Here is an 18,962-nt window from a genome sequence, read left to right on the forward strand (position 1 = left end):
ACACTGAATTTTTTACATTCGGTGTGCAGAGTTTTCATACTCCACCTTAGCCATAGCTACTGCAACAAAACACAAAAAAAATCTAACCAAATAAATTCAACAACTTAACCACAAATCTCTTTTAGGCATAACGTTTGCTTCTATCTAACTAAACGTGCTTTTAAAACTAAAAGCGAAAGGAAATTAATAGATAATCTCGGAGGAGTAATGAGTAATTCATCATCAAAAGTCGCAGAATTTACAGCACCGGGTGTTAAAGACCAAGCTGCAGCTGACACAATTGCTATTTTAGACCAGCGTATGGTCGCTTTAATCGATTTACACCTCACTTTAAAACACATTCACTGGAATGTTGTTGGACCTAATTTTATTGGTGTACACGAAATGCTCGACCCGCAAGTAAGCGCAGTCCAAGAGATGACTGATACGATTGCAGAGCGTATTGCAACTATGGGTGGCGTACCTGTTGGCACACCACAATCAATTGTAGATCGCCGTACATGGGAAGACTATTCAATTGGTAAAGGTTTAGTGACTGACCATCTATCTTCACTTGATAAAGTGTACAACGGCGTCAATAAAGACCACCGTGCAGCTATCGAAAAGCTTGGTGAGCTAGACCCAGTTTCTGAAGATATGATCACCGGCCAACTGGCCGATTTAGAACAATTCCAATGGTTTGTTCGTGCGCACATTGAATCGTCTACCGGCGAATTGAAAGGCTAAACCCCCTAGGTCTATCCGAAGACCCCTTGCCCAGCATTTGCTGGGCTTTTTTTGCTTTGCTACAACCAACCTTTATGTTTAAAGAACAAATATGGTGCAAAGCCAGACAGCAACATAATGCCAATCGCAAACGGGTAACCCCATGCCCATTGCAACTCAGGCATGCTGTTAAAATTCATCCCATAGATACTTGCGACGACGGTCGGCGGTAGAAACACCACAGAAGCAATTGAAAAGGTTTTGATAATTTGGTTTTGTTCGATGTTTATAAAACCCTGAGTCGAGTCCATTAAGAAGTTCACTTTATCAAACAAGAAGGTACAGTGAGACATAAGGGTATCAATATCGAGCACAATTTCACGCAGTGATTCGCGGTCTTCTGTTGGTGCTCCTAAGTAGCGCAGTAAAAACGAGATATTCCGACGCGTATCCATCAAACATAAGCGCACCTTGCCGTTGTTATCTTCAAGACGAGAAATTCGGCTAACGGCTTCTTCTAAATCTGAGTCGTCTTCTTCAAGTACATAAGCACTGAGTTTTTCTAATTGATGGTGCATGTCTTCAAGCATATCTGCGTGGTTTTCGACTTTTTGGTCAAACAAAGTTACTAAAAGTTGCTTGGGATTATCACACGCCACTTGCCCTTTTCGAGCACGAAGTCGTAATAAACGAAAATCGGCTAATTCATCATCACGGATTGTCAGCAAACAGTTGTCTTGTAACAAACAAGCCACTGTCACCGTATTAAAGCGCCCTTCATTTGGTGACATAAAAAGCGCATGCACATGCAAGCCTTCATGGTCGATAAAACACCGGGAAGACGCCTCGATTTCTTCAACATCATCAGCACCGGGTAAGGTAATATTGAGGGTGCCTGCCAGTGCTTGTCGTTCTTCTTCTGTTGGATTTATGGTATCAATCCAGTGGGCATTTTTAATAGAAGTGACAAGAGGTGTATCAGCAGCTGGTTCGGTTTCTGTAATTACACCTTGGTCTATAGAAAAAAATCGTAACATGCGCCCTATCCTGATAAATCAATTTAAAGCAAATACTATAGCTGTTCACGTTAATGAACAATGACAATGCTACTAATTCCCGGGTAAAGCAGAAAAATAATTTAAACTTAACATCAATTACTTATTTCGCTTTTTTGAAACGCACAATAATCATACCTATCAAGATGATACCAAGGCCTATTAAGCAAGGTACAAAAGCGCTTTGCAGGGTAATATCAAAGGCTAAAAAGTCAGGGGAACCCGTTTGCCAAAGCGTCCATTCATAACCAAGTTTTGATGCAATATGTTCACCGCCGCTGCTAAGTACGATGATTGCATCATTGTTATCGGGGTTAATGCGAAGCGTGCTATTTATTGCCGGCTCATTTGCACCATCGTGGCCAAACACAAAATCTCCCGACGCTGTTGGTGCGTAAAGCATGGTACCAAGCCCCCAGATTGGTGCTCCTAAGCTAAATCCTAATGGCTCTCGCATGGTGGTGATCATTTGCGGGCTTAACTGCCCTGTTTGAGGTGATGTTAATGCTTGCACTAAAGCGATTAAGTCATGGCTACTTGCCAGTAAACCTGTGGCCGCTGCCGATGCGTATTGAAAGTGCTGGGAAGCTTGCCCACTTTTATCGTACGCAGGTGCTATGTTGTCTAACTCAGTGAGTACATCATAACTGGCATCAGTCATGTTGACTGGCTTAAAGACATTATCATTCATCCAAGTTGCAAAGCGTTGATTCGTCTTTTCTTCTACCAGTAGCTCTAGCATCAGATAGCCGCCACCAGAGTATTGAAAATCGCCCGGTGGTTTCGTGGCTTTAATTTCTCGCACACCCGTTGATGAAAGCGGGTTATCAAGCGACTCAAGTAAACTTGGTACCGTTTCACTTAGAGGAATATCAGCAAACCCCAAACCATCACTAAGCCCAGCAGTATGAGATAACAGATGAGTAAGGCTGACCTTTTGATTATCAAACTCTGAATCAGGTAATTGCCAAGCTGTTAGTTGTTCATGTATAGCTTTAGCTAGGTCAACTTTCTGCTGCTCTGCCAAAATCATCACGCCATAAGCAGTAATAAACTTGCTAAGTGATGCCACAGGGAACAACGTATTTGCAGTTATTTCATCTTTGCTTTTCGAGTAATCTTGAAAAATCACTTCGCCACTTTCAATCAAAACATAAGCTATGTTCGCTTGGTTTTCAGAAATCAACGCCTGGCTGTTGGCAATAAATTGCTCAGTGTTACCAGTCTCAGCAATTGGCTTTAAAAACCAACCACTGACACCACCATACAAACAGGTCGCAGCCCAAGCAGATGACAAAAATAGCGTTAACAAAATCGTTTTAAACCAGTTCATACCCTACTCCTTGCTGTGCAAACCGAACTAAACTACTTCGATCTGTTCAGGTTTTTTGATAAAGAAAACCATTAAAATTAATAAAGCTGCAGGGAATAAAAATAAATTCAAATAAGCAAAAATCACCGTTAACTGTAGGATACATATTAGTAGCAGTAGAATAGAAAACACCGTAAGTAGTGATGAAATACCATGGCGCTTTGTCAGTAATAAAGCCGCTGTGATTAAACCAACTAACGCATACAAGCCTAAACTCCCAGCCGATACCACCATGGCAATAACCAAAATACTATCAATCACGTCGTTCGATGCTTTATCGCCGACAACAGCAAGGTAAACATCACAAAGAACGGTAGCATGAAAAGCCAATACCAGCACCGCTAATACACATAACAAGATGCGAACGCCTTCTACATCAAACATATCTTTAAGAGCCTTGCGTAAGCTCAAGTACACATATATCTCAAGTGCACCTATGAATACAAAAATAAGGTCTGAAAAGCTTAAACTTTGTAGGTCGAGCTTAAGTGCTTCTCCTAAGCCATCAAGTGTTTCACCAAAAACTGAAATCCAGTACAAGGGAAATATGACAGCAAGTAACCCCGCTGCAATGCCTGGTATTAAATAGTCACGGTTGAACATATGCCCTCCAAAATCCTGTTGCGTTGTTAAGTTATTCGCTACCACGTTCGTACACCAAAATATCGCCCGGTTGGCAATTGAGCTCTTCACAAATAGCCTCTAGCGTACTAAAGCGGATCGCTTTCACTTTTCCGTTTTTAAGTAATGATAAATTGGTCATAGAAATACCTATGCGCTGCGATAGCTCCTTCAGCTGCATTTTGTTCTTTGCCAATTCTATATCTAGGTTGATTCGTATTTTCATAGTCTAAAAAGTACGCAGCTGGTTTATGATTGTCAAACTTTATTTTACGATTATCATAAAATAAAGAATGAAAAACATAATCACCATATGTGGAATTAAATCTGTTGTTTGAATTTCAGATATAAAAAAAGCCAGTAAATACTGACTCTTATACCGATTCGCTTTGTTTATAATTTAGGCATTAGCCTGAATGGCAGGTATTAATATTGCCGATAGAATACCCAATAAAAATATGCCACCAATGATCAATACGCCCCAAAATGACCATTGTTTTTGAACTCGTTGAAAATGCTCAACACTATCCCAACGTTTATTCTGCCAAGCCATTTCTCGGCCTTTAAAGCCCAAATAAATCGACACAATAAAACCAACATAAGGCACTAAGGCTAATAAACCAATCCATGTGCTGTTGCCAATTGCCCAAATCCAACTTAGCAAAAAAGCGCCCCAACTAAAGCCTTTAATACCCTCGGGTAAATTGTCTACCTTTCCCTGCCCTGAGTTATTTTCAGATACCATTTCAAGACTTGCTTCGGGTGGAGTGTAATTATCTGCCATGAGTTTTTCCTTATTAATAAGCAAACAGAAATCCTAACTTATAGTATTGAGTGTATTTTAAGCAAGCTGAAAGTTAGCACCTAAAACAGATAATTGTTACCTGATGTGTTTTGTAACATTTATCTCGTTTCCTTTTAATTTCAAATCGCCTAATCTGGGCACATATCTGCAAGGAGAGAACAATGAAAGACTTACAAAAGTTAGTGGGTAATTTAAATAAATCAGGTGCGCTGAGTGGTTTTTTAGGGGGTGTTGCTGGCGGCGGGCTAACTAGTTTAATGGGCGGAAAAAGTAAAAAGAACAGTAAAAAAGCCGTTAAATATGGTGCGCTAGCTGCTGTAGGTGGGCTTGCCTGGAAAGCCTATAAACAATATTCAGAACAAAAAGCGGCTCCTGTGCATCAAACGAGCTCGCGTGGTTTTGATTTTACTCCAGCCACACTGCCTGAGCAGTCATTTAGTGATGCAATCGACGATAATCATAGTGATGGGCAACTATTATTAATGCGCGCTATGATTGCAGCCGCCTATGCTGATGGCCACATTGATGAAACAGAAAGACAAAAAATCTTCACACAAGTTGAGACAATGCAATTGTCTGTGCAAGAAAAGGCCATGCTGTTCGATGAATTGAGAAAACCAATGCAACTATCCGAGTTAGTTGACGCTGTGCCAAACGCACAAATGGGTATTGAAGTATATGCAGCCAGTGCCAGTGCGATTGATTTAAACCAAGCAATTTCTAAACACTACTTAGACACATTGGCAAGTCAGTTATGTATTCCTAGCGAACTGGTGTTAAGTATTCACAGAGAACTTGCCCTATACCAATAAAAATGGGGCATCTTCGCCCCACTTTAACTAGTGCCTCAGTAATGATTAATGAGGTTTTTTAGTGCCATAACGCACCATATCTTTGCCATTTTCATACACATCATTGCTTACGTAACGACCCAGTAGTAGCTGATGTCTATCATCAAGTACTGCAACAAATGGGCGACCATCGCTATTATTTGTTGCAAGCGCAACACCAGCTACATTCTCAAGCCCTAAACCGCCATTTTCAACTAGGCGTAAAAATGTTTCTAACTCATCTAATGTTTCGATTACATCGTTATCGTTAATCATCTCAAATACTCAGTGATTGCTAATGGGCGTAGCATAGCAGGATTAAAAAAATGGTGCGAATAACAGCCCATAAAGCAACTTAGACTTGGACTAAAAATTGACACAACGGCATACAATTGAAGATACTTCCACTATCGACAGAGACAGTAAAGTTTAATGAGTAACCATTTAACGCTCGAATTAATGACCCCACAGGGCTATCTTGCCGATAGCATACAAGCTATTTGGTATGCCTCAGCGCACTCTCAAGGTGAACAATGGCTTGCCTGCGACGGTGCAACAGGGCTTGTGTTTCCTGTTACCGGTGAGGTTTTACTGGATGACAAGCCGCTTGCTGCCCCTTATGCAATACAAGAAACATCAACTCAAGCATCCAAAGTCACATTTTCATACGACGCGCAGTTTTGCGGAATTCGCTTTAACCCAACCGTATTGTCTGAACTTAAGCGAAACGCACATCCACTCCTTGCTGAGCAATCGCTGTGTGAAATTGCCGAAGGCCTACAAGATAATGCCAGCTTAGAAGCGTTTGTTGCGTTTATTAGCCGCCACTTTACTGATAATAAAAATATTAACCACAGTAACAGGCACTCAAAACACTTAATCCGCTACCTTATTGAGTTAACGCCACTCGAAACCGCTTATCAACTTGCCCCACTCAGTCAACGCCAGCTCGAAAGGCAAGTAAAGGAGCAATGCGGTGTCACCCCTAAGTATTTTGAGCGTATATACCGGGTAAAGCTTGCTAAACAAGCAATTAAAGTTAACCCTGAAATGAGTTTTGCAGATATTGCATTAGATTGTGGCTTTACCGATCAGCCTCATTTAATCAAAGAATTCAAAGCAATAATGCACATCACGCCAGCAAAATACCGCAAGTTATTAAAAGACTCTCAAACTAAACAAACAAAGCTTATTTTGCGCTAATCATCTTCAAAACGCAGAATATCACCTGGCTGACAACTTAAGTGCTTACAAATTGCATCTAAGGTTGTAAAGCGTACAGCTTTAGCTCGCCCAGCCCTCAGAACTGATAAGTTTTGTGGCGTAATACCTATCGCTTCAGCTAATTCTGCAGACTTCATTTTTCGCTTAGCTAACACAACATCTAAATCAATAATAATCGCCATTAAATCACTAACTCTTGCTCTTCTTGTAGCTGCTGTGCTTGACCCATGATCCAACCAATAACATAAATAATTAAACCCATCACTAAACCTATAATATCAGTATCTTGTATAACCACGACTCTTCCCAAATCAGTATCTGTTGCAAAGTTTAGAAGAGTAATAAGTAGTGGTGGATAGCATACAACTAGCGCAAATTGCGCCAATAATACGCCACCTAACCATTTAAAACATTGAATATTTTCAATAGCGAAGAAAGACCCACGTCGGTAGAGCAAAAATAACCGAATCAAAATTATATTGATAAGAATAAATGGCAGCAATTGCACAAGACCAAGCCATAAAACACTATCAAAATCACTCTCACTCAATGTTTGCGCTATTCCCTGCCAAGATCCGCTGACTTCAAGACCAATCCACATATGCGCACCATTACTTTGAGTAAAGCTTAAAACATCATTGTCACTAAAAAGCACAATAATGCTTGTAACTAACAAACTAAGGAGCGTAAAAACTAGCAAGCTTAGGATCAGCGTACTCATCCAAACAATTTTTTTCATGACGATTTACTCAATGTTATTTGTTTTAAAAGTTGCTCATAATGAGTCGCTAATTGCTTACCTGTTAACGCATCTGAATGATGCTTCCCCTTTGCGATGTAAATCTGCTTTTGCTGAGATTTTGCGTGTTGATATAAAGCTCTCGCTAACTCAGGTGGAGTTTGTGTGTCTTTTTCACCTGTGATTATTAATAGCGGTGCTTGGTAAACTTGTAACGCTTTTAAATTATCGACTTGGTTAATCTCTTCACTAAACTCAAGGCTAACAAACGGTTTAGCAAACCACGGAATTCGTGCTGCTGTCATCTGTTCAACATTTGTCACACTACCTTCGAGTACCAGAGCATCAACATTGCGCTGACTGGCAACATAACCTGCGATCATACTTCCTAAAGAATGACCATGGATCACAACAGGCAAGTGATTTAAGTCAGCTCTGCCTTTTACATAATCAAACACCTGTAATGCATCAGCTTGTAGATTAGCCACGCTGGGTACTCCTGAACTAAGCCCATAACCACGATGATCCATCATTAAAATATTTACCTGAAAAGGTAAAATTAGCTTGGCAGGTTCTCCACCAGCGACACTAACGCGAAACTGGTTACCACCAAAGTAAATTACAGTGGCTCGAGCATCTGCAACTTTAATAAGGGTACCTTTAAGGCTGATGCCATCATCGGTAGTTAAAGTTACCTTTTGCGTTATGGCAGTACCATCAACACTTTGTATTTCCTGCATTGTTATTTTTTTATCGGGGTATAAAAAATGAGACTCCTCAATTTTAATTGTTGTACAACCAGTTAATAACATCACAATCAGCGAAACCACTGCAATAGAACCAAATTTCATGTTCACGATCCTTCTAGTAAAAAAACACTATGGCACTATCAAAGTTAAAAAACAAACATCAATTACCGAAAAACGATAATTAATTACTCTTTTTCACATATCAAAAGCCTTCCCTTTGAGAAATGATTTTGATCAAAACCGCTATCTCCATTAATTAATTTTTATTCCAGTTCTGTATTGAGCGATTTTATTTGCGCTGGGCTTTTATCCATAGGATAGTTAACTCAAGCCTACTAAACGTGCTGTAACTAAATAGGATTATCATGAAAAAAGTTTTACTTGCCACCAGCTTAATCGCCTCGTCATTTTCTGCATTTGCAGCCGATTTAACCGTTGAAGAACTGCGTATTGAAAAAGCCAGCAAAGCCATGCCAAAGGTGTTGAATGCTTTTGCTGATGAAGTAAACCAATTTGAAAAACAGTGGCAAGCTACCACAAGTTACCAGCAGGCGAGTGACCTTATCGATGACTACGCCAAGCAATTATGGCGAGATGCGAAAGCCCGCATTATTAAAACTAACAGTTTCGACGACCGCGAACTCTATTGGGCACGTTTACTTTCAAGCAAGATTATTCGCACCAGCAAACCAAAGTTTGCAATGACAGACAGTGAACAAACCGCATTATTAACAAGGCTTGAAAATGGCAGCCGAGGCCGAACAGAGCTTGATTACAGTAAAAAAACCGATAAGCGTATTTTGATTACAGGTTTTGATCCTTTCTTATTGGATAAAAATATTAATCAAAGCAACCCGTCAGGTGTCGCAGCCCTGTTACTTGATGGCCAAGTTATAAATTATAAAGGCATAAGCGCTGAGATTAATACAGTGATGGTGCCAGTACGCTATGAAGACTTTGATCAAGGTATCATCGAATCATTATTTGCACCTTATTACGCACTTAATAATGTCGATATGATCGCCACTATTAGTATGGGCAGAGAAGACTTTGATCTTGAACGCTTCCCAGGTAAGCGTCGCAGTGTAACAGCGCCAGATAACGCCAATATAATCTATGGTGGCACGGCCACTGCCCCAAAGGTTTCAAGCCTTAATGACCGCCCACTACCTGGTAACGAATTTGTGTTATTCAGCTTACCAGTTAAGCAAATGCAACAAGCTAAAGGGCCATTCATAATTAACGACAACCACAAAGTCGTTACACTTGAAAAAGCATTTGAGCCAAAATCACTTAAAGAATTAGAAGGTGCGATTGCGGTAAAAGGCGGTGGCGGCGGCTACTTATCCAATGAAATTTCGTACCGTAGTATTCGCCTGCGTGATGAGCTTAATTCAGACATCCCTACAGGGCATATTCACACCCCACGTATTCAACAATTTGAGCCAGAAACAGAAGCTAAAATTGTTAAGCAAATTAAAGCAATGCTTGAGCAAAGCTTAGTTGCAATTTAAAAAATAAAGCTCAGCTATTAGACTATAGCTGAGCTTTATCACCAGCAACACAGCAATTGCGCCCCTGCTTTTTGGCTTTATATAGCGCATTATCAGCTATTTTAAATAAACTATCTGAATCAAACGCCTCATTAGTGGCTTTACTGGCAACGCCAATCGATAAAGTAACATAGCTTAAGTCTTCGCGACCTTGGTGGGTAATGTGAGCTGATTCAACAGCATTACGCAGGGTTTCTGCCACTTTGAGTGCCTCCTGCTTATCAGTATTACTGAGCACAATTACAAATTCTTCGCCGCCATATCGAGCAACAAAGTGATTGTCTGGGTTGGTATTATCTTTAAGGAGATTGGCAACCTCACATAGCGCTTTGTCACCTTGATCATGCCCATAAAAGTCATTGTAGAGTTTAAAGTGATCGATATCAGCTACGATCAATGAAATAGGCTGTTTAGCTGATACAGCATCACTGGCAAGCTTTGCAAAGTGTTTATCTAGAGCCCTACGATTAGCAAGCTCCGTCATTGAGTCTGTATTACTGATATGGTTTAACTTCTCATGGCGAAGAAATATTTCTTCACGTTGGTTTTCAATCAGAGTAAATAACTCATTCATTCCCCTTCCGAGCTGTTGTAATTCGTTATCACCGTAATACTCGTCTCTAGCACTAAAATCGTTATTGCTTATTGCTGAATTTACTAATGTATAAAGCTTTCTAAGTGGTTTCAAAACCTGTTGATTTATATATAAATAAAACAAAATAAACACTGAGCCAGAAATAAATAACCCAGTGATTAAAGAGCTATCAAACAAACTTCGATCGTAAGTACGCTCACGCGATTTAATAGAAAGTACAAATAACAAGTTACCCTTTTGGTCATTAACTCCTAAGTAAAGACGCCGATTATGTTGGGAAGCACCCATTACGCTACGATTATCACCAAATACTCTGGTTAAATGATCTTTATATTTAAACACTTCGTCCGTGCCATAAAAGCGAATATCATTTGCTAACCCTGGGGTTAAATTTTCTACAAAACCTTCATCAATAAAGCTCCACAGCAGCAAAGTCCCTACAAATTTACCCGAGCCATCAGACTACGTTACATTGTAAGCAATTGTCAGGACTGGAGATTTGTCTATCGTGATAAATCGGACTTTATGAACTAACGCTGATTGGCTATTAGCTATATCATCAGATAAGACTATTAAGTCGTTTTCTTTCAACAAATGGGAGGTTTCTAAGATCTTTGGTGAGTAAGTCAGATAATCATTATTAAAACTGCCACCTCCGATAATATTTGCCTGCGTATCATATAAATACCAACCATTCACGTCTAAACGTTGCAGTGCGTCAGCAATAACATAATCATCATTAAACCACTGGGTATCACGTTCGTACGCTGCCACATACATGGTATCCCAAGCGGAGCTATCAAAAACCATTTTTGACAGCGCATCAATCTCTTGCTGAAGTTGAGACTCCACTCGCTGAATATCAATCCTATCGTTTTGCTTTGTCATCGCTTCAAAGGTTGGCAATATCCATAATTGCCTGATGATTGTTTGCGCAAGCAGAATAGCAATACACGCAGCTGTAAAAGCGAGCAATAAGCGTTTTCTTATCCTCGAGCCAATCACCATAAAATACCAAACCAAACTGCAATCTAAAGACGATAGTATTAAAAAGTATAACCTTGTTTAGTAGGTTTGCTTGCTAGCCTTTAATTAATAATCAAATTAAAAGCTCTAGCCACACAAAAATTGTAAGTAGAGAAATTGTAAAACCCTTGTTTGTATCTAAACTTTTAGTATGACGTTTTATTGAGTTACTTTATGAAAGGTATCGTCTTTACCGAGTTTTTAGAAATGGTTGAAAATGAGTTTTCTTTTGAGGTGGCTGACAAAATCATTGAAGAAAACTCACTTCCTTCAAACGGCGCCTACACCAGCGTTGGAAATTACGACAATAAAGAACTGCTAATGTTGGTCAGCTCATTAAGCAGACATATCAATAAACCTGTTAATGAGCTGGTTCATGCCTACGGTAAGTATTTGTTAAAACGCTTTTTTGTTTTGTTTCCACACTTCTTTAATAATGTCGAAAGCACTTTTGACTTCCTTGATACCATCGACCGGCACGTGCATATTGAGGTTAAAAAGCTCTACCACGATGCTGAGTTACCAAGTTTTGAAACAAAACGAATTAGCAAGAACGAGATGAAAATGTTTTATCGCTCAGGTAACCCATTTGCTTGTTTAGCTGAGGGCTTGATTGAGGGAGCCTGTGAACATTTTAATGAAGTAATTACAGTTAAAAGCGAGATTGACGAAAACTTCCAATCTGCCATTTTTACCCTAACAAAAGAAGCTTAATGTGGATGAAGAACTCTACAAACGAAGAATAGAACGAGAGCGCAAGGCCAGAAAAGAAGCCGAAGCACTTTTAGAACAGAAGTCCTTAGAGTTATATGAAGCAAATATGACGCTAAAACATGCGGCCGAAAATCTAGAAAAAGAAGTCATCACTCGCACCCAAGATTTAAATAAAGCAAAAGAATTAGCCGATGCCGCCAATCAAGCTAAATCGATGTTTTTAGCAAATATGAGTCATGAAATCCGCACACCTATGAATGCAATTTTAGGTATGGCCCACCTAGCTCTCAATAGCGATTTGACTGACAAACAGTATGATTACGTCGAAAAAATCCAGCTTTCAGCTAAATCGTTGCTTGGTGTTATCAATGACATTCTCGACTTTTCTAAAATAGAAGCCAATAAACTCGAACTTGAAAATAGTGATTTTAATCTAAATGACTTCCTCGCAAATCTAGCAAATCTAGTCAGTAGTTTAATTGAGCAAAATAACACTGAAGTAATCTTTGATATTGATGATGGCATTCCTGAGTTTTTAATCGGTGACACTCTTAGGCTCAATCAAGTTTTATTAAATTTACTGAGTAATGCAATTAAGTTTTCAAATCAGAAAAACGTTATGCTTAAAATGGCGATAGAGTCACAAACAAATAAAAGTATTTGTATTAATTTTCAGGTGATTGATCAAGGTATTGGCATGTCTGAGGAGCAAGTAAATAATGTGTTTAAGCCCTTTTCACAAGCCGATGTTTCTACAACACGTAAGTTTGGTGGTACAGGCCTTGGCCTTGTTATTAGCAAAAAGATCCTCGAGCTTATGGGAGGTAACATTGAGGTTAAAAGCCAATTAAACAAAGGCAGTTGCTTTAGTTTTACAGTGTCATTCGCTAAATCATCCAAACAAAGTACTCACGACACAAACGTTTTTAAACAAAAGCATGCTCTTATTATTGAACAAAGCAACCGCCCTGAAGCAGTTTTACGGAATATGCTCAATACATTAGAAATCAACACCCATACTATTAACTGTAAAGATGAAAGACTGTTAGAAGTCAGTATTAGCCATGACTATGACTTTATTTTTTTAGACTGGCATGTTCTAAACTATGAGCAAAATAACATTTTGGAGAACCTCAAACAGCAGCTTTCTATCGACATTACAAAAACCATTATTCTCGCTTCTTATGAAAACCAAGAGGTTAAAAACACCCTTAGTACACTTAATAAAACCGTTGAAGAAATATTATTAAAGCCAATTATTAAAGGAAATCTACTTAAAACGCTTGAGCATGTTATGGGTATCGCCACGAAAAAAGATAACAGTGTAGACAACACATGCTTTAAAAAGTTTGCTGGCTCAAAAATACTGCTTGTTGAAGACAACCCCCTCAACCAACAAGTCGCATCGCAAATACTGCGCTCAAATGGATTTATTGTTGATGTCGCCGAGGATGGCATAGCGGCCATTGAAGCTGTCGAAAAAGACTCTTTCGATTGTATTTTAATGGACTGCCAAATGCCAAAAATGGATGGTTATACCGCTGCTAATAAAATTAAAAAGCAATCAAAGTATGCCCATATTCCTATTATCGCCATGACTGCCAATACTATGGAAGCCGACATAACTAAAGCCAAAGAATCGGGGATGCAAGGTTACATAGCCAAGCCTATAGAAGTACAAAACATGTTTGAAGTAATTGCAGCACATTTAAGCCAAAAACAACCCTAATCAGCGAGCTCTATTAATTTTTGTTCTGCTAACGAGCCGTTTTGCTTACGAAACTCATTGGGGTTTATCCCTACACTGCTTTTAAAAACACGATTAAAAGTAGCAAGCGAAGAAAAACCACTTTCAAGTGCAATACTTAGAATGCTCCAATGACTTGCTTCGTCTTTTAGGAGCAACATTTGCGCATGCTTTACTCGATACTGATTAATAAATAAATTAAAATTAGTGGCTTTAAAATGATGGCGAATAGCGCGGCTAATTTTATACTCAGGTACTGCTAAAGCTTGTGCAAAGTCAGAAATTTTCAAATTAGTTTGCAAATAAACCTGTTGCTTAATAATAAGTGCTTCTATGCCCTTGGTCAGCTCAGGCTCTATTTCTCTATTTTCTGACGGCTCAATTTTTTTAGTAGCTTGAACTGCCCTTTCAGAGTTCACCTCTTCAATTTCAGCAGATTCAGTTACACAAGGATGGGGACGCTTTTGCAAAAACATCACTAACTGCATTGCAAGTACGATTAACAAGGCGGATGTGGTAATTATAAGTGGCTCAAACTGTTGAAATTCGCTTTCACTAAATAAAAACTTAGGCAGTATGCTGGCATTAAATACTGCTAAAAAGTAACAACTAGCAAAAATAGTTGCCTGCCACTTTTGCGTTCGTGTTTTACCTTTATAACCTCGTAATGCTTCCCAAAAGGACAGCACCAGAATACTCGAAGATAGCAGCACAGTTATTTCACCCATACCTTGCTTTAAACGCCACATGAATTGGCTATCTGGGAAAATCTGCGCATCAACACTTACCAAATAATGCCAAGTTTGATTAAACATAATCAAACCTGCAATAGTGCTGGCTACAGCAATATGCACCATGGAAAAAGGCTTGTGCTCACGAAACAAAGTGCGTGATATAAGCCAAGACATATTACATGTTGCACAAGTAAATAAACCGATTAAATAGCTGTAAACACCAATACTCGGTGCACTGATTTTTTGCACCCCAACCATGCAAAGCGAACCACAAAAGACAGCAAACAGATAATGAATAAGCTGCTTATCTTTTTTCATGCCATTTAGCAACATTAGCCCCATACAAACAAAAACGAGTAAGTAATAAGGGGAAGTATTTTGCATAACTCTGCATACCTTAAATTGGGAGTTTGATGAATAATTTACCAATCAGGTAAGTTTACTTTTTCAAAATCAACATGGCAAAAAGAGTTTGTTAGTGAATGTGTCAAACCCTGCATTGGCGGTCATAAATAAACACAATATTTCATTGATCAAATTCCGAATTTGATAAGAAATATTTCTCTAGCCCTTTATATTTGCGGTATTAGCAAAATGTAATGGAATTGATGATGTTTAACAAAAATAGCAAACTTACACCTTTGAAGGCGCTCAGATACAGTAAAAAGCTTTGGTTTATTTGCTTATTACTGGCACAAATTTGCTTTGTGGGTTATCTCATTCTTGGTTATGGAGTGACAAGTATGACCACAGGTCTATCTGGTTGGAATCGACTTAACAACACCGCTTATGTAGCAAATGATACCACGGGGAATTTGATGTATGCAGTGCATGTATTATTTGCTGTAGTGATGATTCTTGGCGGAAGCTTACAGCTTATTGAAAAATTACGTGCAAAATACAAAACCTTTCATCGATATAATGGCCGTGTATTCGTTGTTTTAGCTTGCTGTATTTCATTTGCCGGCATGTATTTAATGATAGTAAGAGGCACCGTTGGTAACACCTTGATGCATGCGCTGACAATGTTTGGCGGCTTAGTGGTTATCATCTCAAGTCTATTTGCAGTGAAAACTGCGCGGGCTCGTAACTTCAATGCGCATAAAACTTGGGCGATACGTTTATATCTCGCTGCTAATGGTGTGTTGTTTTTTAGATTACTGATATTTGCATGGTTTTTAGTATTTGGCAGCTTAGGGGTCGATAGCAAAACATTCACAGGACCTGCCGTGCTTGCCGTTAGTCTTTGCTCTTACATGATACCTCTTTTCATAGCCGAGCTTGTCCGCTATGCAGAACAAACTAACCATAAATTTATTACAATCGGAACGGCATGTTTGATGGCGTTTATATCTGTCGTGTTCTTAATCGGTTTATTTGGAGTAACGCTGGCAAACTGGTACCCCGCTATCATTGCTTAACCAAGCTTTAAAGCTAAAAAAGCCACCCAAGTAGGTGGCTTTATGATCTGAGTTTACGGCTCTATAAAGTTAATAGAGTTCAAATAACGGGCGACCATTTTCGTCATACTTCACTTCTAACACACGTGCGTGACGGTTTGGATCATAAAGAGGATCTTTTATAATCTCCTCAAGTGGACGGGTGTCTGTTTTTGGCACCACACTCGGCTCACCCACTGCGTGCTCATAGTCACGAGCATGGTAAATACACAGTGGCGTTTCACCATCTTCAGCAACAGTAAAACAGTTGTGACCCGGACCAAAGATTTTCTTTTCAATATTCGTCTCTAGCACTGGCGTACGTGTTTTAGTCCACGAATTGCGATCAAGTAAATCGCTATTTTCATCTGCTTCCATATAGCCCATGCAGTAGCATGCACCCGTTGCGCTTGCAGAGAAAGCAATGAAGATTTTACCGTTATGTTTTAGAACTGCTGGGCCTTCGTTAACCCAAAAGTCCACGCGCTCCCAATCGTAATCAGGCGTAGTCAGCATAAACTGTGCAGTTTTTAGTTTAATTGGTGATTCCATTTCAGCTAAATAAAGGTTTGATGCAGCAAATTGGCCGCCTGTTTTTTCTGCCCAGCAGAAGTAACGCTTACCGTTATTTTCAAAAATGGTGGCATCTAAAGAAAAGTCAGTGAACGACTTTTCATCACCTTCAGCAGTTTGCATCATGCCAAGTTCAACCCACTCATCATTAAGTGGATCTTGACCTTTACACTCAAGTACATATGGACGTAACGCCCAAATATCATCTTCTTCACTGGCTGCAAAGTAGATATACCACTTGCCATCAAGATAATGAATTTCAGGCGCCCAGATATGACGACTCATTGGTCCGCTGTCGTGTTTAAACCAAATATCAAAGGTTTCAGCATCTTTTAAACCTTCTAATGTCTCAGACTTACGAAGCTCAATACGGTCATAAGTTGGTACAGAACCTGTAAAATAATAAAAACCATCGCTGTGCTTATGCACAAATGGGTCGGCACGCTGCTCTACTAACGGACTGTTTGTTTGTAATGTCATCTTGAAACCTGATCGTTATACTTGTAATTTGTATTATTTTATTACTTTTTAGCAAGAACACAAATATAACATTATTTTTAACAGACAGTGAAAAGAAATGTAAGCTGCTCTGTGAGTTTCAATGTACGAGGAATTAAAAAGTATGAACCTAGCTCGTTATCAAACATTTATGGAAAAAGGGGGCTTCCCCCCTTTGTTTGGGATCACTAAAACGAGTCTTTTTTAAAACTCCTCTTAGATTTTTTAGATAAGACGAGATCAACTGCCATTACGTCACCCGATACCTTTTTCACTATTAAAGTGTGTGCCCCAGCTGATAAATCATGTTTTTCAAATATAATACTTTGCACTTGACGGAAGTTATTTTCATCAAAAGTTGAAAACTGTCCTTGATATTGACCATCGATGAGAATCTCAACAGTACCTTGATCAGCAGCTTTTGATGTAGCAAATACAATACTTGAACCTTGGAAATCATAACTAAAGTAAGCACCATTAATCATTGTAATGTGCCTATCTTGCATATACTCACCCATATTTGTTTGGCTCGCGCTGATCCAATATCCACTTTCGCTATAACGTATCCTTGGATCATCATCATTTACCAACTCGAGGCTTGAATAGGTGGTGTCACTTGTTGTGCCAAGTGCATTACCAATAGTCTGAATTTGCACCAGACGATCAGCAATCCAGCTGCCATCGGCATTGATAGCCACATCTAACGTTATCAACCCACCTTCATCAACAATTAGCTTTACTCTGTTAGCTATTTCTGTGTTCGAATACTTTAAGCTGCTCTTTACTTGTCCCCATCCCCCTAAAGAGGTATAGGTAAATCCATGCCACTGCACTTTTGAACCTAAAGCTGTTATGACTTTTTTAGAAGAAGGTGCCTTAGGTAACTCGTTAGTTTTACCTGATGTGTATTGGCTGTGTGGTTCTTTGGGTGCAAAGCTATGCTCATCACCAGCATGAAAACTGATCGTCGCATTTGGGTTGCCACTTCGAACAGACTGAGCAAGTTGATCAGCAACGAAATAAGCATTCTTTGCCTCGAGTTTTTGTTTCGATTCATCTGCTTCAAACCAATTATCAAACCACCAGCCAGCGATGTTGGCTCCCCAAGCCTGTGATCTTTCGCTGATAAAACCGGTTATAAACCAATCAGGGTAAGGTGCTTTGGTTTTTGTACCCGTCCACCTATCCCCTAAGTGCGAAGGTATATAAGCAATTAGCTTAATGCCTTTTCGTTTAAGTGCTTTGGCTAAATCCAAAACAAGGTCACGGGTTGGCGTGTAATCAGCCTGATTTGAGTTAACTTGGGTGATACAACCAGGCGCAACTTTTTTGCTTGGGCATGCTGGCGAGTGTAAGTCGTAAATATCACTCGGGGTCGATAAATAACCTCTATTTTGAGTAATCGTAAAAATTACATAGCTATAACCAAGCTTGACTGCTTTATCTGCATAATCGTTGACATCAAAACCATTAACGTAGTGATTCCATTCGTTGTAGTCTGTTATTTTATACCATGCATTATCTAGAGTACCTCCAGCAAGGTAATGATGACTTATCCCCCACTTTGCATCTTTCATCCAGTTAACTTCGCCTGGTAACTGGGATGCACTCGAACTTAAACTGGCAATGACTACTGTAATAACAAATATAACTTTAGAGGAGCGACTTTTCATCACTACTAAACCACATGAAAGCTGACACTTGCACGAGTTTAACCATTTACATTTAATCAACAATAAGCTTGCTCTAGGAAATCGTCATCCAAATCGCTACATCACTCAATAGTAAAAGATTAAGTAGTTGAAAATTAGACATTAAAAAACCTTGTACTATGTGAATTTTCTGATTCGTAGACAAACATTAGATTAGTAAAAATGTTAGCGCTTTAGTTATCAGCTGAACTTCTAAATAATTATGTTGTAGGTGATGAACCTACACTAAAGCCTTCTGAGGAGTCTTTTTTGTAAGGCTAACCTTTCAAAA

Annotated in this window: 21 protein-coding genes; 7 read left to right on the forward strand and 14 right to left on the reverse strand. The window is 39.2% G+C overall.

Going from position 1 to position 18,962, the window contains the following annotated elements:
- The first annotated feature begins 207 nt into the window (after window positions 1-207).
- The gene (dps, locus tag J3455_RS13435; RefSeq protein WP_130050903.1) at window positions 208-726 is read left to right on the forward strand and encodes a DNA starvation/stationary phase protection protein Dps; all 519 of its coding nucleotides are present in this window, start codon (window positions 208-210) and stop codon (window positions 724-726) included.
- Window positions 727-785: 59 nt separating this feature from the next.
- On the opposite strand, the gene corA is transcribed toward dps, so the two are convergent.
- The 5 genes from corA to J3455_RS13460 all read right to left on the reverse strand — a co-directional run bounded on the left by corA (window position 786) and on the right by J3455_RS13460 (window position 4,537).
- Window positions 786-1,742 (reverse strand): magnesium/cobalt transporter CorA, encoded by a 957-nt coding sequence (corA, locus tag J3455_RS13440; protein WP_130050902.1) that lies wholly within the window; start codon window positions 1,740-1,742, stop codon window positions 786-788.
- A gap of 121 nt (window positions 1,743-1,863) precedes the next feature.
- Window positions 1,864-3,093: a serine hydrolase domain-containing protein gene (locus J3455_RS13445; RefSeq protein WP_349561911.1), complete on the reverse strand. Its 1,230-nt coding sequence runs from the start codon at window positions 3,091-3,093 to the stop codon at window positions 1,864-1,866.
- Between the two features lie 27 nt (window positions 3,094-3,120).
- Window positions 3,121-3,735 (reverse strand): hypothetical protein, encoded by a 615-nt coding sequence (locus tag J3455_RS13450; RefSeq protein ID WP_130050900.1) that lies wholly within the window; start codon window positions 3,733-3,735, stop codon window positions 3,121-3,123.
- A gap of 31 nt (window positions 3,736-3,766) precedes the next feature.
- Entirely contained in the window at window positions 3,767-3,979 is a 213-nt protein-coding gene (locus J3455_RS13455) for a helix-turn-helix domain-containing protein (RefSeq protein ID WP_239977391.1), read from the reverse strand.
- Window positions 3,980-4,153: 174 nt separating this feature from the next.
- A complete protein-coding gene (locus J3455_RS13460) occupies window positions 4,154-4,537 on the reverse strand; it encodes a hypothetical protein (RefSeq protein WP_167658053.1) in 384 nt (127 codons plus the stop codon).
- A 182-nt stretch (window positions 4,538-4,719) separates the two neighbouring features.
- Between J3455_RS13460 and J3455_RS13465 the strand changes: the two genes are divergently transcribed.
- Window positions 4,720-5,370 (forward strand): tellurite resistance TerB family protein, encoded by a 651-nt coding sequence (locus J3455_RS13465; protein WP_239977389.1) that lies wholly within the window; start codon window positions 4,720-4,722, stop codon window positions 5,368-5,370.
- Window positions 5,371-5,415: 45 nt separating this feature from the next.
- Here J3455_RS13465 and J3455_RS13470 read toward each other — a convergent pair whose 3' ends face one another.
- Window positions 5,416-5,664 (reverse strand): hypothetical protein, encoded by a 249-nt coding sequence (locus J3455_RS13470; RefSeq protein ID WP_130050896.1) that lies wholly within the window; start codon window positions 5,662-5,664, stop codon window positions 5,416-5,418.
- Between the two features lie 156 nt (window positions 5,665-5,820).
- On the opposite strand from J3455_RS13470, the gene J3455_RS13475 reads away from it, so the two are divergent.
- Window positions 5,821-6,591 (forward strand): AraC family transcriptional regulator, encoded by a 771-nt coding sequence (locus J3455_RS13475; RefSeq protein WP_178927276.1) that lies wholly within the window; start codon window positions 5,821-5,823, stop codon window positions 6,589-6,591.
- On the opposite strand, the gene J3455_RS13480 is transcribed toward J3455_RS13475, so the two are convergent.
- From J3455_RS13480 to J3455_RS13490, 3 genes are read right to left on the reverse strand one after another with little or no spacing between them, the layout of a single operon-like run.
- Window positions 6,588-6,794, reverse strand: coding sequence for a helix-turn-helix domain-containing protein (locus tag J3455_RS13480; protein WP_130050894.1), 207 nt, complete (start codon window positions 6,792-6,794; stop codon window positions 6,588-6,590). The two genes, J3455_RS13475 and J3455_RS13480, sit on opposite strands and share 4 nt — an antisense overlap.
- Window positions 6,794-7,351, reverse strand: coding sequence for a DUF2975 domain-containing protein (locus J3455_RS13485; protein ID WP_130050893.1), 558 nt, complete (start codon window positions 7,349-7,351; stop codon window positions 6,794-6,796). Before J3455_RS13485 ends, J3455_RS13480 begins: the two co-directional genes overlap by 1 nt.
- Window positions 7,348-8,202, reverse strand: a complete 855-nt coding sequence (locus J3455_RS13490; protein ID WP_130050892.1) for an alpha/beta hydrolase — start codon at window positions 8,200-8,202, stop codon at window positions 7,348-7,350. The genes J3455_RS13485 and J3455_RS13490 overlap by 4 nt, the downstream gene beginning before the upstream one ends.
- 263 nt (window positions 8,203-8,465) lie before the next feature.
- Here J3455_RS13490 and J3455_RS13495 point away from each other — a divergent pair, with 263 nt between their 5' ends.
- Complete coding sequence (locus J3455_RS13495) at window positions 8,466-9,614, forward strand: PA0049 C-terminal domain-containing protein (protein WP_178927277.1); 1,149 nt, start codon at window positions 8,466-8,468, stop codon at window positions 9,612-9,614.
- Window positions 9,615-9,636: 22 nt separating this feature from the next.
- Here J3455_RS13495 and J3455_RS13500 read toward each other — a convergent pair whose 3' ends face one another.
- Both J3455_RS13500 and J3455_RS13505 read right to left on the reverse strand, forming a co-directional pair.
- Window positions 9,637-10,680 carry a GGDEF domain-containing protein gene (locus J3455_RS13500; RefSeq protein ID WP_349561914.1) on the reverse strand — a complete coding sequence of 348 codons (1,044 nt, stop codon included), beginning with the start codon at window positions 10,678-10,680 and terminating at the stop codon, window positions 9,637-9,639.
- 30 nt (window positions 10,681-10,710) lie between these two features.
- Entirely contained in the window at window positions 10,711-11,256 is a 546-nt protein-coding gene (locus J3455_RS13505; RefSeq protein ID WP_349561916.1) for a CHASE4 domain-containing protein, read from the reverse strand.
- Window positions 11,257-11,448: 192 nt separating this feature from the next.
- On the opposite strand from J3455_RS13505, the gene J3455_RS13510 reads away from it, so the two are divergent.
- The gene (locus tag J3455_RS13510) at window positions 11,449-11,988 is read left to right on the forward strand and encodes a heme NO-binding domain-containing protein (RefSeq protein ID WP_130050889.1); all 540 of its coding nucleotides are present in this window, start codon (window positions 11,449-11,451) and stop codon (window positions 11,986-11,988) included.
- 1 nt (window position 11,989) lies between these two features.
- Window positions 11,990-13,717, forward strand: a complete 1,728-nt coding sequence (locus J3455_RS13515; protein ID WP_239977382.1) for a response regulator — start codon at window positions 11,990-11,992, stop codon at window positions 13,715-13,717.
- On the opposite strand, the gene J3455_RS13520 is transcribed toward J3455_RS13515, so the two are convergent.
- Window positions 13,714-14,853: a helix-turn-helix domain-containing protein gene (locus tag J3455_RS13520; protein WP_239977380.1), complete on the reverse strand. Its 1,140-nt coding sequence runs from the start codon at window positions 14,851-14,853 to the stop codon at window positions 13,714-13,716. The two genes, J3455_RS13515 and J3455_RS13520, sit on opposite strands and share 4 nt — an antisense overlap.
- Window positions 14,854-15,080: 227 nt before the next feature.
- On the opposite strand from J3455_RS13520, the gene J3455_RS13525 reads away from it, so the two are divergent.
- Entirely contained in the window at window positions 15,081-15,890 is an 810-nt protein-coding gene (locus J3455_RS13525; RefSeq protein WP_349561917.1) for a DUF2306 domain-containing protein, read from the forward strand.
- A 69-nt stretch (window positions 15,891-15,959) separates the two neighbouring features.
- Here the strand turns inward: J3455_RS13525 and J3455_RS13530 are convergent, their stop codons facing one another.
- Together J3455_RS13530 and J3455_RS13535 are read right to left on the reverse strand one after the other, a co-directional pair.
- Entirely contained in the window at window positions 15,960-16,961 is a 1,002-nt protein-coding gene (locus tag J3455_RS13530) for a glycoside hydrolase family 43 protein (RefSeq protein WP_239977377.1), read from the reverse strand.
- Between the two features lie 206 nt (window positions 16,962-17,167).
- The gene (locus J3455_RS13535; protein ID WP_256854665.1) at window positions 17,168-18,652 is read right to left on the reverse strand and encodes an alpha-L-fucosidase; all 1,485 of its coding nucleotides are present in this window, start codon (window positions 18,650-18,652) and stop codon (window positions 17,168-17,170) included.
- Window positions 18,653-18,962 lie beyond the last annotated feature (310 nt).

It is taken from the genome of Pseudoalteromonas sp. NFXS39, from assembly GCF_040148775.1.
Classification (GTDB): domain Bacteria; phylum Pseudomonadota; class Gammaproteobacteria; order Enterobacterales; family Alteromonadaceae; genus Pseudoalteromonas; species Pseudoalteromonas apostichopi.

Excerpts from the sequence above, each read along its gene's own strand:
- J3455_RS13495 (WP_178927277.1), top strand. The coding sequence starts at position 8,466 with ATGAAAAAAGTTTTACTTGCCACCAGCTTAATCGCCTCGTCATTTTCT.
- J3455_RS13535 (WP_256854665.1), bottom strand. The coding sequence starts at position 18,652 with ATGAAAAGTCGCTCCTCTAAAGTTATATTTGTTATTACAGTAGTCATT.
- J3455_RS13505 (WP_349561916.1), bottom strand. The coding sequence starts at position 11,256 with ATGGTGATTGGCTCGAGGATAAGAAAACGCTTATTGCTCGCTTTTACA.
- J3455_RS13460 (WP_167658053.1), bottom strand. The coding sequence starts at position 4,537 with ATGGCAGATAATTACACTCCACCCGAAGCAAGTCTTGAAATGGTATCT.
- J3455_RS13485 (WP_130050893.1), bottom strand. The coding sequence starts at position 7,351 with ATGAAAAAAATTGTTTGGATGAGTACGCTGATCCTAAGCTTGCTAGTT.
- J3455_RS13490 (WP_130050892.1), bottom strand. The coding sequence starts at position 8,202 with ATGAAATTTGGTTCTATTGCAGTGGTTTCGCTGATTGTGATGTTATTA.
- J3455_RS13475 (WP_178927276.1), top strand. The coding sequence starts at position 5,821 with ATGAGTAACCATTTAACGCTCGAATTAATGACCCCACAGGGCTATCTT.
- J3455_RS13530 (WP_239977377.1), bottom strand. The coding sequence starts at position 16,961 with ATGACATTACAAACAAACAGTCCGTTAGTAGAGCAGCGTGCCGACCCA.
- J3455_RS13510 (WP_130050889.1), top strand. The coding sequence starts at position 11,449 with ATGAAAGGTATCGTCTTTACCGAGTTTTTAGAAATGGTTGAAAATGAG.
- J3455_RS13470 (WP_130050896.1), bottom strand. The coding sequence starts at position 5,664 with ATGATTAACGATAACGATGTAATCGAAACATTAGATGAGTTAGAAACA.
- J3455_RS13520 (WP_239977380.1), bottom strand. The coding sequence starts at position 14,853 with ATGCAAAATACTTCCCCTTATTACTTACTCGTTTTTGTTTGTATGGGG.
- corA (WP_130050902.1), bottom strand. The coding sequence starts at position 1,742 with ATGTTACGATTTTTTTCTATAGACCAAGGTGTAATTACAGAAACCGAA.
- J3455_RS13480 (WP_130050894.1), bottom strand. The coding sequence starts at position 6,794 with ATGGCGATTATTATTGATTTAGATGTTGTGTTAGCTAAGCGAAAAATG.
- J3455_RS13445 (WP_349561911.1), bottom strand. The coding sequence starts at position 3,093 with ATGAACTGGTTTAAAACGATTTTGTTAACGCTATTTTTGTCATCTGCT.
- dps (WP_130050903.1), top strand. The coding sequence starts at position 208 with ATGAGTAATTCATCATCAAAAGTCGCAGAATTTACAGCACCGGGTGTT.
- J3455_RS13525 (WP_349561917.1), top strand. The coding sequence starts at position 15,081 with ATGTTTAACAAAAATAGCAAACTTACACCTTTGAAGGCGCTCAGATAC.
- J3455_RS13450 (WP_130050900.1), bottom strand. The coding sequence starts at position 3,735 with ATGTTCAACCGTGACTATTTAATACCAGGCATTGCAGCGGGGTTACTT.
- J3455_RS13465 (WP_239977389.1), top strand. The coding sequence starts at position 4,720 with ATGAAAGACTTACAAAAGTTAGTGGGTAATTTAAATAAATCAGGTGCG.
- J3455_RS13455 (WP_239977391.1), bottom strand. The coding sequence starts at position 3,979 with ATGAAAATACGAATCAACCTAGATATAGAATTGGCAAAGAACAAAATG.